The 18,760-nt window shown below is 62.7% G+C and carries 9 protein-coding genes; all 9 read left to right on the top strand.

Annotation, left to right across the window (positions count from 1 at the left end):
• The first annotated feature begins 579 nt into the window (after positions 1 to 579).
• Entirely contained in the window at positions 580 to 933 is a 354-nt protein-coding gene (locus tag AC1DUY_RS22220) for a GrlR family regulatory protein (protein ID WP_478117125.1), read from the top strand.
• A 1,022-nt stretch (positions 934 to 1,955) separates the two neighbouring features.
• Complete coding sequence (locus AC1DUY_RS22225) at positions 1,956 to 2,636, top strand: hypothetical protein (RefSeq protein WP_478117127.1); 681 nt, start codon at positions 1,956 to 1,958, stop codon at positions 2,634 to 2,636.
• Positions 2,629 to 3,204 carry an RNA polymerase sigma factor gene (locus AC1DUY_RS22230; protein WP_478117129.1) on the top strand — a complete coding sequence of 192 codons (576 nt, stop codon included), beginning with the start codon at positions 2,629 to 2,631 and terminating at the stop codon, positions 3,202 to 3,204. The genes AC1DUY_RS22225 and AC1DUY_RS22230 overlap by 8 nt, the downstream gene beginning before the upstream one ends.
• Positions 3,201 to 4,160, top strand: coding sequence for a FecR family protein (locus AC1DUY_RS22235; protein WP_478117131.1), 960 nt, complete (start codon positions 3,201 to 3,203; stop codon positions 4,158 to 4,160). The genes AC1DUY_RS22230 and AC1DUY_RS22235 overlap by 4 nt, the downstream gene beginning before the upstream one ends.
• Before the next feature lie 160 nt (positions 4,161 to 4,320).
• Positions 4,321 to 15,441 carry a filamentous haemagglutinin family protein gene (locus tag AC1DUY_RS22240; RefSeq protein ID WP_478117133.1) on the top strand — a complete coding sequence of 3,707 codons (11,121 nt, stop codon included), beginning with the start codon at positions 4,321 to 4,323 and terminating at the stop codon, positions 15,439 to 15,441.
• A 252-nt stretch (positions 15,442 to 15,693) separates the two neighbouring features.
• On the top strand, positions 15,694 to 16,026 hold the full coding sequence (locus AC1DUY_RS22245; RefSeq protein ID WP_478117135.1) for a hypothetical protein: 333 nt from the start codon (positions 15,694 to 15,696) through the stop codon (positions 16,024 to 16,026).
• Between the two features lie 511 nt (positions 16,027 to 16,537).
• Positions 16,538 to 17,176, top strand: a complete 639-nt coding sequence (locus AC1DUY_RS22250) for an STN domain-containing protein (RefSeq protein ID WP_320444642.1) — start codon at positions 16,538 to 16,540, stop codon at positions 17,174 to 17,176.
• 10 nt (positions 17,177 to 17,186) lie between these two features.
• The gene (locus AC1DUY_RS22255) at positions 17,187 to 17,909 is read left to right on the top strand and encodes an energy transducer TonB family protein (RefSeq protein WP_478117137.1); all 723 of its coding nucleotides are present in this window, start codon (positions 17,187 to 17,189) and stop codon (positions 17,907 to 17,909) included.
• Positions 17,910 to 18,055: 146 nt separating this feature from the next.
• On the top strand, positions 18,056 to 18,562 hold the full coding sequence (locus AC1DUY_RS22260; RefSeq protein WP_244499726.1) for an RNA polymerase sigma factor: 507 nt from the start codon (positions 18,056 to 18,058) through the stop codon (positions 18,560 to 18,562).
• Positions 18,563 to 18,760: the final 198 nt, after the last annotated feature.

Consider the following 18,760-nt stretch of genomic DNA (forward strand, 5'->3'; position numbering starts at 1 on the left):
GTGCCGAACTAAACCCTTTGTGGCTCTGTCCCGGCACGGCAGCGTTCTCTGTGCCTGAGATCACGCTCAATCGCGTTGGTCGTCTGTTCGCCGTGACCAAAGGTTCTCGCGACGAGCAATTCGTCCCCACCGGACCACCGCCATCAAAGCGTGTAGACGTTGAATGATCGTCCCCCGAAGGCGATATTGATGACCAGGAGGACCGGAGTGCGCCGAAATGCCGCGGAGCTCGGCATGATGTAGATGATGCCGACAATCAGGAGGCCGGATGACTCGGCTTTGGTCCGGCGGAAGTCGGATGCCGCAGTTCCAGATGGACTAGAGTATTCCCATCTCGCTAGCTGGCTTCGCTTAACGACCGTTGCCGGCTTTGGTCGACTGTCATATGGATCAGGATCCATCCGTGTCTCAGGTCACCGATGTCCTTTTACGCTTTTGGTAATTTCTCAACGGAAGCGGGAACGCTCTAATGCATGCCTTAACCGAGATTCGATGTATTTATCTCGTTGTGAGCTCTAAATTTGTCCGCGCGACATTTATATTTGAGCCGACTTAGCCTCGTTCGAACCGGACCTGTCCATGCCAATTGCCAACGGGCTCTATTCGATACGCATCTCGATGGACGGAGAGGATCGACGCCGGGCGTCTGGCATCATCAACTTGCAGGATGGAGCGCTTATCGGAGGCGACAGCTTCTTTTATTACACAGGGACCTTCGATGCCAAGAATGGACGATGGCGCGGCGAGTTGATGACGCGTCAACACACCGATGCGCCCGGGAAGAACCTCTTGTTTGGTGGACGGGAAGTCAGCTGCGGGTTCTCCGGATCTTATGCCGGCAAGACTGCAAAAGTTGAGGGCACGGCCCTTGTCGGCAAAGTCAGCGTGGCTTTCAGAGCTGAGTTACAGCTGCTCGTACCAACGCAGGCTTGAAGACGATAGTCGCAAGCACAGATCGACTGGACTCGAATTAGAGCTGCTGAACGACCTTTCCCTGCGCATCGGCGTCGACGTCAATGTATCGCTGTGTCGTTCGAGGATGGACGTGACCCGCAAGGGCTCGGAATCTCGCCGCGCCGGGGCTAACGTGGCATGTTCATCAACGCGCGTCTGTCGTGGGGCGCTATTTACAACGATTGCCTGCTCCCGTTATCGATGCTGTTCGGGCTCGTCCGCGTGACCTCCGTTGCCTCGCTAGCTCGAAGCGCGCAGCCCGCGGGCCGCTCGGCATCCGTTATCGGACGTGATGTCGGAGGAATGCCCATGAATGATCGGAACCTTTGGACGCCGCGCTGCTGCGGTCCGGGGCGTAACGACTTTATCCCCTGTTCTGGCGCTGGCACGTTCTCGCGGCGCATCGTGTTCCCTTCGTATTTTGGTAGAGCGTGAACGGGACGCTCTACGTATGGTCCGAGAAGGGATGAATGTCTGGATGCCGCGGTCGAGAGGCGCGGCGGCGAGATCGCCGGCGGGATGCCTTAGATCGAGTGGCTCGTGGTGATCGACTAAAAGCCGATCGGCCGTACGCCGCGCTCCCGGCTCGCAAACTATACCGGCCTGTTGCATCATGTGCGGAAGCTGTTTGCTGCTACCAAGCAGGCCAAGACGCGGGGGCGAGAAACCGCAATTTACAAGCGAAGATCACTTCGCCAGTACATCTAACTCTCGATGGAGATCGGCAGCCGTAGCTCGGCAGCCCGATCCATTCGTGCCTGTTTCCGAAGCTCATGCTCGCGCTTCTCGAACGCAGCCATCTCATCCTGCACCGAGTTGGCCGGGGATGTCACCAAACTGTTACCTAAACGAGCGTAAGAAACGGACGGGCTATCGGTCGTTGCTGGCGTGCGACCGCATCGTATTCCTGTTCAGGATGTGTCGGCGTGAAGATCTGGTGCTCATCGAGCCGCTATCGCCGATGGCACGCAGTCATTCGCGTCACTTTTTTGGTATCCAGCGTGCTCCCATTCACCTTGATCGCGAATTCGCGGGTGGCACTATCCGAGACGGTCGCGCCGGACACGGTTTTGCAGTTTGACATTCCTCGGCAGTCTCTGGCGTCGGCGCTTGATCGATACAGCGCCACGACGGGCATCGTCGGGCTCTATCAGGGGCGTCTCACTGTCGGGCGCGTGTCGAAGACGGTGGCGGGGCGCTTCACGCCGACCGCGGCACTTGCGCTGCTCCTGCACGATAGCGGTCTGCGGGCGGAATACGCCGCGGCAGATGCTTTCGCGATCGTCGCGGCTCCTGGCGTCTCGCCGGCGATGAAACCGGTCAATGCTGTGGCGCGAGCGGGCATCATACAGCAGGATGCGATCCAGCAGGGTTACTCCGCGCTGCTTCAGGAAAAGATCAGCTATGTGCTGTGTGGAAGCACGCTGACGCGTCCGGGAGACTACCGTGTCGCGCTGAATTTCGGGGTCGGACCGGCAGGCGGGGTCGAGCATTTCAACCTGCTTGGATCGTCCGGCGACGACAAGCGCGACGACGCCATTTTCAACGCGCTGCAATCGCTTGCGATCGGGCGGCCGGCGCCCGCTCATATGCCGCAGCCGTTCACGATCGTCGTGCTGCCGACATCGTCCGGCGGCACCGTCGATTGCCGTCCGACCAGAAGTGCCGGCCGCAATGGCTGAGAAACCGCATTTGCCCGCCAAGCCGGAGCCGGCCGATCGCTTCTCATCGCGCCCGCAGAGTGCGTCGGCGCTGCTGGCGTTGCAGGAGCTTTTGATCAACCGGTATGGCGATCTCAAAACCCGGCTGGCGCGTCGCCTTGGCTCGCAGGAATGGGCCGAAGAGGCACTGCAGGACACTTATTTGCGCCTGAACGGCGCCGAGCTGACCGGGACGGTGCGCAACCCGACCGCTTATTTGTTCAGGACCGCCTTCAACATTGCTCTCAACCGCGTGCGCGCCGACCAGCGCCGGTTGTCGGCGGTCGAAGTTGAGGGGCTGCTCCACATCGCCGACGAAGCCCCCGATGCATTGCAGATATTCGAAGGCCGTTCCGATATCGCGCGTCTCGGCGCGATCCTCGCACGGCTGCCGGCGCGGCAGCGCGCGATCCTGCTGGCATCGCGCGTCGAAGGAGCGTCGCGGCTGCAGATCTCCAAACGTTTCTCAATATCGGTGAGCATGGTCGACAAGGAATTGCAGCAGGCGCAGGAATATTGCGCGACGCGGTTTGGCTGGAAAAAGATATGACGATGCAATCCACGCATGAACTGGCGCCTCTCGACCGTGAAGCCCATGCATGGGTCCGGCACCTCACATCGGGGGAGGCCACCGCAACCGACGCGGATGCGCTGCGCGAATGGTGCGGGCGGAGCCCCGCGCATGCAACTGCGTTCTCCGCCGCAAGCCGGCTGTGGCGTCAGTTCGGCCCCGCGGCGCGCGTTCTCGAGGACAGCCGGACGCCGTCGGATTTGTCTGCGCGACGCGCGAGGACGATGGGGCGCCGCGCCTTCATCGGCGGCGCGCTTGCAGCCTCCGCAGCCGGGGTGATGCTGGTGAAGCCACCGCTCGATCTCTGGCCATCGTTCGCCGAATTGCAGGCCGATTTCCGTACCGGTGTCGGCGAGCAACGGACTATCTCGGTGTCCGACGGGGTTGCGATCGAGATGAATGCACGAACGAGCATCTCGGTGGCGTCGGATGCCATCGAACTGATTGCAGGCGAGGCCTCGTTCGCGCTTCCGGAAAGCCGCCCGCGGCAGTTCGAGGTCGTTGCCGGCAACGGCAGGGCGTCCGCCACGAATGCGCGTTTTGATATCCGCCATATCGGTGCGCATGTGCGGGTGACATGCTTCGCGAACGAAGTCCGGATCGAGCATCCTGACCGCACCATGACGCTCGGCCCTCGTCAGCAGGTCAGCTATCGGGCCGACGTGATTGAAGATGTTCTTACCATCGATCCTGCGGTCGCTTCTGCGTGGCAGCGTGGGTTGATGATCTTCAACATGACGCCGCTCGGTGACGTGATCGACGAGTTGAATCGCTACCGGTCGGGCCGCATCGTTCTGCTGGACCGAAGCCTCGCAGAAAGCCCCGTCAACGGTCGCTTCAAGATCGATCGTCCCGACGATGCCCTGGCCCAGATCGAACTAGCGTTCAGCGTCCGTCGACGGACCTTGCCGGGCGGATTGATCCTGCTCGGCTGACCTCTGCCGTTACCTGCGCTGGCTCGCGATCGCAGTGACATGAAACATTCATAAATTTCCGGTGGGGGCCGCGGAGGCTCAGGTGTCTCAGGGAGGACGTTACATTTGCCGGAGTCGTTCCCGGCGAATCCTGTCTGCCTTCGGAATTGTGAGAGTCTCCATGGTCGTTCATGCCACCACTTCGCCATCGCGCCGCACGCGTAAGTCGTTCAACCGCAGCAGGATGCTCGTTGGCGTCAGCCTTCTGGCGTTGCTCGGCACGGTAGCGAAGGTAGATGCGCGCGGCTTGGGCGGCAGCGGCTCCACTGCGCCCAGCAGCCCGGCGGCGATCGCAGCGGCTGCCGCGGCTGCAAGCGCGCAGCAGTCGTCGGCAGCGGGGCGGCAGGCGGTTGAATCCATGGCGCGCGCCACCCAGGCGCTGCAGGGTATCCGTGCAGCTCAGACCGCTGCGCGTGCTGCCGCCCTCGCAGCCCCCGGCATCGCCGTTCCCAATGGTCTGATGCCGGGTGGTCTCGTCGTTGCGCCCGGTGCCGGCATCACGCCGGATGTCTGGACGGGAGCCGGCACGCCGACGCCGACGCAGGCCGGCGGTCGCACCCTGGTCGAGATCAAGCAGACCGAACAGAAGGCGATCCTCAATTGGTCGAGCTTCAATGTAGGCCGCGAGACCGATGTTTATTTCAATCAGAGTTCCGGCGGCGCCGACAAAGCAAACTGGATCGCGCTCAATCGCGTCACCGATCCGTCGCTGGCGCCGAGCCGCATTCTCGGCACCATCAAGGCCGACGGGCAGGTCTATGTCATCAACAAGAACGGCATCGTGTTCGGCGGGGCGTCCCAGGTCAACGTCAACAGTTTCGTTGCCTCCTCGCTCAGCCTGTCGGACGAACAGTTCCGCGCCGGCATCAACAAGCAACTTCTGATCTTCGACGACCCGTCGGGAGGAAGTATCGCCAAGCCGCAATTCGGCTATCTGGGCCAAGAAAACCCAAACAGATATATTGGCCTGAATGCCCCAGGTCAGGTCGCGGGGGTCGTGATCGGCGACGCGCCGGGCGATGTGCGCATCGAGGCAGGCGCGCAACTGACCATGGCCTCCGGCGGCAAGGCGATGGTGTTTGCGCCGCATGTCGTCAACAGCGGCCGAATTTCCGCGGTCGACGGCCAGGTAATTCTGGGGGCCGGCGAGCAGGTCTATCTGGCCACCGATACTTCCGGCATTCGCGGCCTGGATGTCGCCGTGTCGGCGCCGATGCGCTGGGTGTTCACCTATTTCCAGATGGACCGGTGGGCCAGTTCGACCCCCGGCAATTTCGGCGATTATCAGGACGGCCTGAACGCCATCGTATTTCCCGAAATGGCGGCGCGCGCTGCGTCGGTCGGCTATAGCGTCGTCAATAACGGTATGGTCAAAGCCGATCACGGCAACATCACGTTGATATCACGTGCCGTCACCCAGAACGGCGCACTCGAGGCATCGACCGCGCTGAACAATCGCGACGGTTCGATCCGGCTGCGCGCGTGGGAAAACGGAATGGCCTCCTATGGCGGCGATGTGCCGCCGGGTTCGCTGCGCTTCTGGACGGCAGGTTCGCTGACGCTCGGCCGGGGCAGCGTCACCACGGCGATGCCCGACCTGACGGATACCAGCGAGATCGAACAGACCTCCCTGGCGGCACGTTACACGCCAGGCCGTATCGAAATGCGCGGCAAGTCGATCGACATCGAGGCGCAGGCCAGTGTCATCGTGCCGACGGGCACCATTAGCATCGTCGCCAGCACATCGACGCTGTCGGGCGAGACGCCGATTGTCGGCGAGCCGGTCAAGCGCGACGGCAGCCGCGTCTATATCGGCGAAGACGCTTTTCTGAGCGTGGCCGGCCTGCAGGACATGTTGCTCACCATGGAGAGCAATACGGTCACCGGCGAACTGCGTATCAACGAACTGCGCGACTCGCCGCTGTATCGGGATTCCTGGCTGCGCGGCAAAACCGTCAGCGTGGACAAGCGCGTCGCCGGGCTGTTCACCGATGGTCCGATGGCGGACGTGCAGTGGATCTCGGGATCGCCGGGCGCCTGGGTGGGTACACCGCTCGGCGATTTCTCGGGCTGGATCGGCGTCGGAAAAACTACTTTAGGAGAGTTGTCTGCCAATGCTGCGAAGGCGTCGATTGCGATCAAGTCGAGCGGGTCGATCATCACGCGGCAGGGCTCGCTGCTAGACGTCTCCGGCGGATCGGTGCGCTACCAGGACGGCTGGATCACCACCACCCGGTTGCTCGGTGCCGACGGGCGCGTCCACGATATCGGCAAAGCGATGCCGGATCAGCTTTATGTCGGCCTCGCGGGTTCGTTTTCGCGGACCCATAACGTCCAGGGCAAGCTAGCCCCGAAGCTGACCGAGACCTGGTCTTCCGTTTTCGATCGCAATCAGTCGCGGCGTTTCGAGCGCGGCTATACGGAAGGTCGCGCGGCCGGCTCGATCAGGTTTTTTGCCGCCGAAGCCATGGTGCTCGAGGGCGGCTATTGGGGTGGTACGATTGCGGGAGAGCGCCAGGCGGCGTCCGGCAAACTTGCGACCGCAGGTTCGTTCATCATCGGCGGCGGCAGCGACGAACACCGGCAGTGGTTGGTCGGCGATCTCATCATCGCCGACAAGCCGAAACTGCTGCCGACCGGCTTCACCGCCACGAGCGCCCTCGACCCGATCTGGTATGTCGAACTTCCGGCCAGCGATCCGAGCGATCCGTCGGTGCGCCGGAAAACCACCTATCTCGACTCCGACGTTCTTGCCGACGCAGGCATGTCCAAATTCATTTTCCATGTCTCGACCGGCTTTACGCTGGCGCAGGACGAGAAGCTCGAACTGGCGCCAGGCACCAGCTTCAACGTCGTCGCCAATGTCAGCGCGATCAATCCGGCTAAATTCGCGATCGATGGCAGTATCCGTATCGCGGGCGGGCAGGTTGGATTGGGGGGGACCGCGACGGCCATCTATGGCGCCACGGCGGATATCGATGTCAGCGGCGTCTGGTTCAACGGCCCACGCGACTGGCTGCCACCCGTCATCAAGGGCGGTACGATCGACGTTGCCGGCGAATTCGCGCCGGGCGTTACGCTCGATGTCTCCGGCGGTGGCTGGTATGACACCACGGGCGTCAAGCCGAAGCTGAAGCTCGGCGATGCCGGTGCGCTGACGATTTCGCCGACGACGACCTCACAATTGGCGGGCCTCGACCTGCGCGGATATTCTGCGGCCTCGGGCGGCACGATCACCGTCGTATCGACCGGGTCGATTCGGATCGGCGGCCCAGCGCCGACCGATCCGGCCACTGGCTGGCTTCCAAACTCGTTGTTTGCCGAGCGCGGTTTCCGCGGATTTGCGCTGACGACGACGGGTGATGTCAGCGTTGTGGACGCTGCAGTGATCTCGCAGCTTCCGCTGAGCGTCGATCTGCGCGGTGTCAACCTCGCCGCCGTCGCGTCCGGCACGCGGATCGACGCTATCGGTCCGCTAACGGTTCAGCCACTTGTCGAACGTGCCACCTACAAGCCGACGGAACTCAGCCTGTTCGGCGCCAATGTCTCGATCGGCGCCGATGCAGTCATCACGACCGATGTTCGCGGCACGATCAATCTGGCGGCCACCGGCAATCCCGGCACCTCGGGCACATATGCGTCGGGAAATCTCACCATTCACGGCACCTTGAACGCCCCGGCTGGCACGATTTCGCTCAGAGCCGAAGGTGAATTGAAACTTACCGCCAATGCGCGGATTCTCGCGCGGGGCCTGGCGGTGGGTGACACCAACATCCGTGGTATGCGCTCGGGCAGCGTCCTGGCCGGTGGTGCCGTGAGCCTCGAAAAAGCGCTGAAGATGACGCTCGAAAACGGATCGGTCATCGATGTCTCCGGCGCGAGCGGCACGTTCGATCTCGACCGCGGCCGCAATGGCGCCGAGGCCTACACGCTGGCCAGCAATGGCGGCAGCATTTCGCTGAAATTCAGCGGTGAAGCGATGGATGTGGTCGATGCGACCTTGCTTGCGCATGCCGGCGGCGCCGGGGCGAGTGGGGGCCGTCTGAACATCAGCGTCGCGTCGGTCCCCGTAGTCGATAGTGCTTACCCTGAGCCGTATACGCTATATTATCGCGATCGCCGGGACGGTGTGATCAAGGTCCTCGACCTCGGTGAGGGCTATTATCTCGATCTGGACATCTATCACGAGTATACTTCAGGCGGCGATCTGGCGTTTGAATTCTACACCGTGATCACGCAGCTTTACGGCTTGACCAGCGGCCTCAATCGCTCCGGCGGTCTCGCATTCGTCAACCTCAAATCCGATACGTCTCCCGCCACCGTCAACCAGCCGTTGGCATTGCTCGCGCCCAGACTGATCGATCAGATCGATCTTCTCACGAGACATTTCTACGTCGATGCCGCTGCGACGGTTCCATTATCGCAGGAATTGCCCATCCTCAACATCAAGATGACCAAGGTCTCAGCCGATGCCGTCAACGGCGGCGGCTTCGCGACGCTCACCACCAATTCCAGTGTGCTGATGGTGGCGCCGGGCGTGGATCTTGCGGTCGGAAAATCCATCTCGATCGGCAGCCCGATTGTCAGCGGCGGCGCCGGTGCAGCTAGCATCACCGCGCCTTACATCCAGATCCTGTCAGGCAACGGCATGGCGGCCGCGGCCGGCAGCGGCAGACTGACCGTGACGGCCGACATGATCGACGTGACCCGCGCGACGTTCTCCGGCTTCGCCGAGACGCGGGTGGTGACCGGCGACCTGCGCATCGGCGCCCTCATCGGCGGCATCGACGGCACCGAGGATCGCACGTCCTATCTGACGGCAGATGGCCAGCTCACGCTCAAGGCTGCCCAGATCTATCCCGCAACGGGCATCGTGGCATCGATCAAGGCGGGCACGCAGCTCGATATCCTGCCCAACGGCGACAATGGCCTGCCGCTGTCCGCAGCCGGCACCTTGAAGCTGCGGGCTCCGGTGATCGTTCAGGGCGGCGTGGTGCGCGCGCCGTTCGGCAGCATCACGATGACGGCAACCGACAGTCTCACGCTCGGCGCCGGCAGCATCACGTCGGTCTCGGGCGACGGCCTGATCCTGCCTTACGGCACGCTGAGCAACAACGAGTTCTGGAACGCGCCAGCCGTAACTCAGTCCCTGGAGCAGGAGACACTGCCGCTGAGCCGGCTGCCAGAAAAGAACATCGTCCTGCAAGGTCCGAAAGTCACGCTCGCGGCGGGATCGGTGGTCGATATCCGCGGCGGCGGCGATCTCTATGCCTGGGAGCATGTGCCGGGCCCCGGCGGCTCGCACGATGTGCTGGCCCAGCCGGGGATGTACGCCGTCATGCCGGGGCTGAATGTCTCGGCGGCATCGCAGCAGAAGGTCTGGCTCGCTGGCGGCAACGGGCTTGCCGCGGGCTGGTACGCGCTGCTTCCGGCGCGCTACGCGCTGCTGCCGGGTGCCTTCGCCGTGTCGATGGTGAAAGGCTCCGCGAGCGCGCGCACGACGAATACGATGACGATGCCGGATGGCTCGACGACCATGGCCGGCCGTCTCGCCGACAACCATGGCGGCGGCTTCGACCAGCTCGCGTCGTCCTGGCGGGTGATGTCGGGCACGACGCTGCGCAGCTACAGCGAATATAACGAGGCCTATGCCAACACGTACTTCGCGTCGGATGCGTTCAAGCTCGGCCAGTACCGCCTCACTGGCGTCGATGTGGTGACGCCGCGCATGCCGGTGGATGGCGGCGCGGTGGTGTTCGAGGCGACATCGAGCCTGGTTCTCGACGGCACGCTGCAATCGCAGCCCGCAGCGGGCGGGCGCGGCGGACTGGTCGATATTTCCGGCAGCAAAATCGCGATCGTCGGGGCAGGGATGGACCGCAGCGATCTCGCCGGCTACCTGATCATCGATGCCACGTCGCTCAGCAGTTTCGGCGCGGGAAGCGTACTGATCGGCGGCGTGCGCCACGGCGACGCGCGCGGCGTGCGCATCGACGTGGCGGCCAGCGACGTGCTGGTTCGCAACGACGCCTCCAGCAGCCTCACCGGACCGGAAATCCTGCTGGCGGCGATCGGCGAGATCAGGGTTTCCGAGGGCAGCGTCATCGTCGCAGCGGGCCATTCACCGGGCAGCGGCGTCGATCTCGTGATCGCGCCCCGGGTTGCGGCCGTCTATGGCGATATCGACGGTCACAATGACTACAATCCCGCCAATGACGTGCTGATCTCTCCGTCGCGCGACTATGGCGCATTGATCCGGGTGTCGGTGAGCGATGCGGTGAACGTGTTGCGTGAAACGGTCGATACCTCGACGGGCGGCATCGTCACCATCGGCGCCAACGCCACGTTGTCGGGCGGCAATGCGCTGCTGCTGGATGCCACGCAGAACACGGTCGTCGCCGGCAGCGCGCGGCTGTCGGGCGCGGCGATGTCGCTGGCGAGCGGTCGCATCGGGTTTGGCGGTGGCAGCAGCGGCCTCGTACTCGATGCCGCGTCGCTGGCACAACTCTCCAACACCCAGGCGCTGACATTGCGCAGCTACAGCACGATGGACTTCTACACCTCCGTCAATCTGGGCGGCGCCGGTCTCGACAAGGTCGTGTTCGATGCCGCGGGCTTCGTCGGCTATGGTGCCGGCGCGATCGCCGTCACCGGCAAGACCATCGCCTTCCAGAACAGCGGGGGCACTTTCAGCAGTCCCGGTGCGGTCGGTTCGATCCTGCTGTCGATGAATGCCGATGAAATCGTACTTGGCAGCGGCGCAAAGACGCTGCGCGGCTTCGATACGGTCACGTTGTTCGCCAGCCGCCAGATCACCGGCGAGGGCAACGGCTCGATCGATGCGGGGACGGCGGCGGTCACGCTCGTAAGCCCGGTGGTGACCGGGCGCGCTGGCGCGTCGCAATCGCTGACGGCGCAGAACGCGATCCGAATTCTCGCAGGCGGTACCGCGCCCCTGGACAATCCGGAAGCCAGCCTCGGTGCACGACTCAATTTCACCGGCACCAGCGTCGAACTCGGCGGACGGATCGTGGCGCTTGGCGGTTCGGTCAACCTCGCGTCCACGGCCGGCGATGTCACGATCGGCCAGGGCGGCACGATCGATGTGGGCGGCTTCCGAAAACAGTTCTTTGACGTCGCGCAATATGCCGATGCGGGCAGCATCACGCTGACGGCGGCGGGTTCGGTGGTCGTGGCGCCGGGCGGCACGCTCAATCTGTCGGCCCATGCGGACGGCGGCGCGGCCGGCAGGTTGTCGCTGGTGTCGAATGGCGGCACCGTGGTGCTCGGCGGGCGCATTGAGGCGCATGCCGCGGCGGGCCAGACGGGCGGCTCCTTTGCCCTGGATATCGCCGCACTTCCCGATTTTGCGGCGCAGAGCCAGTTGTTGAACGCCGCCGGCTTCTCGGCGTCGCGTCAATTCCGTATCCGCTCCGGCAATGTGGTGATCGACGGCCTGACGCAGGTCGCGGATTTCGCGCTGGTCGCGGACCAGGGCTCGGTGACTTTGGCCGGCACCATCGATACCCGCTCCGGATATGGCGGCAGGATCTCGGTCAGCGCCGGCAATGGTCTGACGATGCTGGGCTCGGCCCTGCTGCAGGCCGGCGCGACCGGCGAGTTCGGCGGCGGCCGGGTGACGCTGGAAGCCAGTGGCGGCCAGCTCGATATCCGAGGCGGCACGATCGATGTGGCGGGAGGCGATGGCGGCCGCGTGCGGTTCCGCGCGTTGCAAGCGACGAACCATGACGAGATCGAGGTTGCGAACCTGCAGGCGACCATCGTCGGCTCGGGCTCCAGCGTTCTGGAGGGTGTCAGTGTCTACAACAGCGGGTCGGTGGATGCGGTTCGCGGCGATGCGATTACCGACGCCAATACGTTCTTAGCTAGCGCTGCAGCGATCGCAGCGCGCCTCAACGCGAATGCCAGTGGCGTCGCGGTGATGCCCGGCATCGAAATTCGCAGCACCGGGGATCTCGTTGCGGCGACCGACTGGAATCTGGCCGCCGATTTTGCTTCCGCTCGTATGGGCGCTCTTACGCTGCGCGCAGCCGGAAACCTCATTATCCTTGGCAATATCAGCGACGGCTTCTCGTCTGCGGGTCCCAGCGGCGTGCTGCAGGACATGGCGTCGTGGGACCTGCGCCTTGTCGCGGGCGCAGACCTGACCTCGGCGAGCGCGCTTTCCGTCAAGCCGCTGGCAGCCCTGGCGGCGAATAGCGGTACCCTCACCGTCGGCAACAGCACGGCAGGCAACGTGGTCCGCACGGGAACCGGCGATATCGACATCGTCGCCGGCCGCGATCTGCTGCTCGCGCACAACACATCGGCCGTCTACACCGCCGGCCGTGCCGACCAGACCGTCTATGCGGACTTCGTCACGCCGACGGGCGCGGCCTATGGCATCGGCGGCGGCAACCTGCGGATCGCCGCACAGGGCAACGCGACGTCGGTGCTCCCCTCGAATCCCGATGACAACCAGTTGTTCATGGAATGGCTGAAGAAGGTCGGCTCGCTCGACGCGAACTTCGTGTTCGAGACGGACCGGCAAAGCTCGTGGTGGATCGACTACAGCATGTTCCAGCAAGGTGTCGGCGCGCTCGGTGGTGGCAACGTGTTGGTGAAGACCGGCGGCGATCTCGTCAATATGCTGGTGGCGCTGCCGACCAACGGTCGCGTCCGGGGCGGGCGATCGAGCGGCGAAGCGATGCTTCTCGATATGCGCAATGGCGGCCTGATGCGGGTCGAGGCATCGGGCGCCGTTCGCGCGGGCTATTATTACGTCGGCCGCGGTGAAGGCGACATCAATGCGGGCGAGTTCGCCAATGGCCGCACCGTGTCTGCAGTTCTCCGGTCAAAACAAAATGTCGTCTACAATATCGCGCCGGTGCTCGCGCTGGGCGATGCCGCGATGAAAGTGAAGACCTCGGGCGACCTGATGCTGCAGACGGTCATGGACCCGCTGCTGCTCAATTCCGATACCTATCAGTCGGGCGGCATCACTCGCTACAATGCTTATATGAGCGGATACACGGAACGGACCTCACTGGAACTGCTGTCGGTGGGCGGAAGCGTTTCGCTCACCAACCAGGGGCGCTTCCTTTCCAAGCAGCTCGACCTGTCCGGCGGCTCCTATGACCCTGATGTCGACTATTCGCTGATCGGCCTGTTGGCGACAAATCTGTATCCATCGGTGACGCGCATTGCCGCGCTGAATGGATCGGTGACCAATCAGAACCGCATGTTCACCTCGACGGGAGCGAATCCCGAGCTCCGCATCCTGGCCGAGCGGGATATCGTGCTCGGCGAGATCACCATGTCGCGGGCCAATCCGGCGATGATGCCAAGTCCGCTGCGGCCCTACGGCGGTATGGCAGGTGCCGCGCTACAATTGCGCCTGGAAACGACACCCAGGGATTTCCAGGACGTGTCGGAAAGCGGCTTCACGGCCCTGCTTCGCAATGAGCTGGAAGCAAGATGGGGACCCAGCGATGGCGGCGCATTGCGCAGCTATCTTGAAAGCGTGCGTAATCCGCTGCGGCTGGTCAACGAGAATGACATGGAGCCCAGCCGCATTTTTGCGAAGAACGGCTCGATCGTCGGCTCGCTGATCGACACGGCAATGGGCCCGACGCTCGGCAAGGTGACGACCAACGAACAGACCTGGTTCCGCGCCGGAACGGACATCCGCAACATCGACTACAACTTGCGCAACCTGCACCGGACCGACGTGTCGGTGCTGGAAGCCGGCACCGACATCATCGGTGGCAAGGTCGATATCCAGGGCCCGGGCGCGATTGCGCTCGCCGCGGGACGCGACGTCTATGGCGCCGCGCTCCAGATCTTCAGTGGCGGCAATTTCGATAAATACGATGGCAGCACGCTTGGGAGTACCGAACGTGTCCGGGCCGACGCCCTCAGCGAAGTGCGCGGACTTGCCAAAGACGGTGCGTCGATCTCGGTGATGGCGGGACTGAAAGGCAAGCAGCCGACTTACGATGCACTGGCGGCGATGTATCTCGATCCGGCAAACCTGGCGTCAATGCCCGATTATCTGAAGGGCTATTCCACCGGCGGCGTCCTGATGCCACTCCATTGGCTGGATCTCTATGAAACCCGCGACGGCAAACCGCACCTGCTGCAGACGGGCATGGCCCACTTCGTCTATGATATGATAGGAGAGTACCCGAAACCGGCCGACGTCTGGGATCGCTTCAGGGCACTGCCAGTGCTCACCCAGCAACGTTTTCTCCGGCAGGTTTACTTCAACGAGTTGAGGGCTACCGGCGACGACCAGAACACGCCGGACGCCGATGGCCGGCCGCGCAATGGCGGCTACCAGCGCGGCTACAACGCGATCGAGGCGCTGTTCCCCGGTCAGGCCTGGAGTGGCAATATCCAGATCGGCAATTCGACCTTCCGGACCATGGCCGGCGGGAGCATCGAGACGCTGGCCCCAGGCGGCGGATTGCAGGTGGCGGCACTTGGCACGGTGGTGCCGGACGGCGCCGGCCTCGTGACCTTCGGCGGCGGCGGCATCAATATCTTCGCCCGCGACAGCGTCACGGTGAACCGCTCGCGCGTGCTGACCTTCGGCGGCGGCGACGAAGTGATCTGGTCGACGCTCGGCGACATCGACGCCGGCCGCGGCGCCAAGACGACGCGCGTTCCCTCGGCACCCGACATCACCACAAGTGTCGATGCGATCACCAAAGTGCAGGAACGCCCGGATATCGGCGGCAGCGGCATCGGCACGGTCATCGGCTTTGGCGGCGTGGAGGAGGGCGACGTCACCCTGGTTGCGCCGCACGGCACGGTCGATGCGGGCGACGCCGGCATTCGGGTCAGCGGCAACTTCACGGTGGCGGCGCTGATCGTGCTCAATGCCGAAAATATCAAGGTCGGCGGCGAAACCAAGGGTGTGCCGAAAGTGGCAAGCGCGCCGGTCAACCTCACCGTGGAAACCAAGGACAAGGCGGCGTCGGATACGGTGAAGGACGCGACGCAAACCAGCACCAGCGAGCGCCCCTCGGTCATCATCGTCGAGGTGCTTGGTTATGGCGGGGGCGGCAATGACACTCAGCAGCGTGAGGATGACGACCGCCGCAAGTCGGATGATCGACGCAGCTACAACACCAACAGTGTCATTCAAGTCGTCGGCAGCGGACCGCTGAATCAGGAGCAGAAACAGGTCCTGACGGACGCAGAAAGATCACGCCTCGCCGAGATTGCGGGGAGGTGACAGATTCGCTGAGAACGCCGAGATGATGCGATATGGAACCAAACGTGTGCAATACCGGGTTCCTGGCGGCGCAAAGCGTCGTCAACGCCGGAGGGAAGGCGGAATTCGCGATCGAGACGCTTCTCGGCAAGGGATATTCAGGAGTCAGCAATCCAATAACAGGGCACTGAGAATGAGTGCCGTACATCCTCGACGCACTTTTCCTTGCGAAACGGCGCCTCGCTTGGATGCCGGCGACGACGGACAGCGTGGATGATCGACGCGGGCGAGGTCGCCTCCGGAGTCTTCGGCAACGTCGATCTGGCGGCGCTGCAGGTGTTGAAAGTGGTGATCATCCGGCGCAAGGGCACGTCGATGGGCTTGCCGACCGTGCAGATGCCGGGCACCAGCGCAGCGTTGTCGAACTCCAATGCTTCAGCGGCGACGCGGCAGACGGCGAGGCCGATTCAGGGCAACGGCAACGCGTACCCCTCGGTCATCATCGTGGAGTGCTCGGTGATGGCTGCGGTGGAGGCGAGCTGGACGGCGCGCAAGCGGGGGAACGCCAGGTTATGTGGGCGCCACAGTCGACGCGCTAAACTATAACGATCGCAGCACCGTTACGTCGCGCGCTACAGAGCGCAGCCGGATGTCCAAGCGCAGATGCTGCCCCTGGAAGATCGACAAAGAATGATGACGGAGTGATTTGCGACGTGGTGCCAGCCGACAGTTGCGGTTGGCGCCATATTGAACGCCGATCTTTCGCGTTGAATCGAAATATAGTGAGATACATAACATGCCTGTCACAAAAACTACGTAAACGAGTGTGGCGGCTTAGCAATCGCTATCGTCGGTCTGTAGAGTTGGTGCGTCCGTATCCTTGCTGTATCATTGCGCGTCCGATATGAGTGCCTCACGCAACGTCGCCAGCGACTACGGGCATTGTCAGTGTTCTGGTCGAGGTCAATAAGTCGAAGTCTGTAATATGAGTGCTATTCGGCAGTGGGACGATCTCGATCTGTTCATGCGCCTTCGGTCGAGGGCGTGCTTCAGCGTTGCCTGTCACCGTTTCTTTCCGCTGTTGTTCGTTGGTGCTACCATCGTTGTGTTCGGTGCAATGATTTCGGCGCTGGCCGCGAGCGAACAGCGAGAAAATCCGGCGCTGATGCGCTTCCATATTCCGATTCAGCCACTGGCCTCTGCATTGCAGACGTATAGCAAGATCACCGGCGTTCAGTTACTGTATGAAAGCAGCGCGGCCAATAATCTTGTTTCAACATTGGTCGAGGGCGATTTCACCAGGGATACGGCGCTGCGGGTTTTGCTCGGCGATGTCGATCTGCTGATCCGCTACACGCGTGCCAATTCCATCACCTTGGTGCCGGCCTCGGCAGATCCCGACATGCCGCCCGTTGCGGTGTTTGATAAAGCCGATCTGGTGCTCGATCCGTTACGGGTTCGCAGTACACGGGAAAGTCGCGATCCATCGCAATTGCGGGTGTATAGCGGCGTGATCCAGTCCGACATTCAGCAGGCGTTGCGTAAGGAAGCTAAGACGCGCAATGGTAGCTATAGTGCGGGTATCAAACTCTGGATCGACGGACCGCGGACCGTGAAACGGACCGAGTTGTTCCGTTCGTCGGGCGACCAGGAGCGGGACGATGCCATCGGGCGGCTGCTTGATGGGCTACAGGTGAGCCAGGCCCCGCCTGCGAACACGCCGCAGCCCGTCATGGTCATGATCACCGTGCGCTAGGCAGGATCAGATGGCATCGCCAGCACATTGGAGAGCGCTGGATCTGACACGGAGCAATCCCGTATCCGATCAGTATGACGACACCTCGGGCAGCTTTGGGCATTGGCGCTGGCTGGCCGGTAGCGTCGTGCTGGTGCCGGTGATGCTCGCCGCCGGTGTTTATTGGCTGCATCATATGCCCACTGGTCCATCGGCGCGGCAGGGCAATTCGACGATTCAGGTCGAATTGCTTCCGTCGCCGACGCCTTCACCTGAAGTGAAGCAAGCTTCACTACATGCTAGCCCGCCGATTGCCGATTTCCAGGTGACGCCGACGATTTCGGAGCAGGTGCTGCCGCCGGTCGAACAGCAGGCGATGCCGCCACAGCCGCTGCTCCCGCCACGTCCCGCGGCATCTCCGGAGCAAAAGCCGGCGGGAGGCGGGCAGGCGCGCCCAGTCCCGGCAGGAACGGCAACGCGTTATCAGCGCCAGCTCGAAGCGCATATCGAGCGCTATCAGCGCTATCCGAACGATGCGCGCCGCGATGGCTCGCAGGAAACGGTGATGGTCATGTTCGCCATGCGTCGCGATGGCAGCATCGTTCGCGTCGATATCAAGTCGAGTTCAGGGCGTTCCGTACTGGACAGGGAAGCGATCGAAACGATCCGCCGCGCGCAACCGCTGCCGCGCATTCCGGCCGATATGCCCGAGCTTCTAACCGTGATGATCCCCGTCACCTTCGATGCGCGATAGTCTCACATCTCTGTTGAGTTCGAGGTGTTCTAGCTTCGTAATCAATCTGTCATGTGCGATGGGTAACACCGTGCTGCTGAGACGAGTATTTCTACGCGTAGGGGCTATAGCCGGTGACTGGGGCAAATCGTACAACTCTGCGGAACGTGTTAACGGCCGATTATAGCGGTCTGTTCAAGCGTTTGACGCGACGATTGGGGTCGGAAGATTTGGCTGGTGATGCGTTACAGGAGACTTTCCTGCGCATCGAGCAAATGCAGAATGCCCCGGCGGTGAACAGTCCGAAAGATTATCTGTTCCGCATCGCGCTCAACGTGGCGACAGATCGGCGTCGTGGCGAAAAGCGTCTGCTGAGTATGGATGCGATCGACGCCTTGCTCGACATCCCGGACGAGTCGCCCGACGCGGCGGCGATCGTCGAGGGCCGACAGGATATTCAGGCACTTGATCTTGCACTTGCCGAGTTGCCGAGCCGAGCCCGCCAGGTGTTCATGGCTGCCGTTGTCAGGAAAATGCCGGATCACGAGATCGCTGCGCAGCTTGGCGTCAGCGTCCGGACTGTCGAGATCGACCTTCGCAATTCGCTGAAGCACTGCGCTGCGCGCCTCGGCCGGACGTTGCTGCGACGATCCGGTGGCCCGCGTCCCAAATAATTGCGGTCTTACTGCCATTTCCCGCGTTTGATCACCGGGCCGTTGTTGCGGTCCCGCGAATCCCGTTAATTATTGTTATTTTCGCTTGCGGGATAGCCTTGCCTCAACCGTCTATACATCAGAAGGTAATTTTCGCGGCCCCCAATAGCAGAATCAGAAGCTCAGCGACGACAATGACTCACATCATTATCCCTGCCC

It is taken from the genome of Tardiphaga sp. P4_G1 (assembly GCF_056401215.1).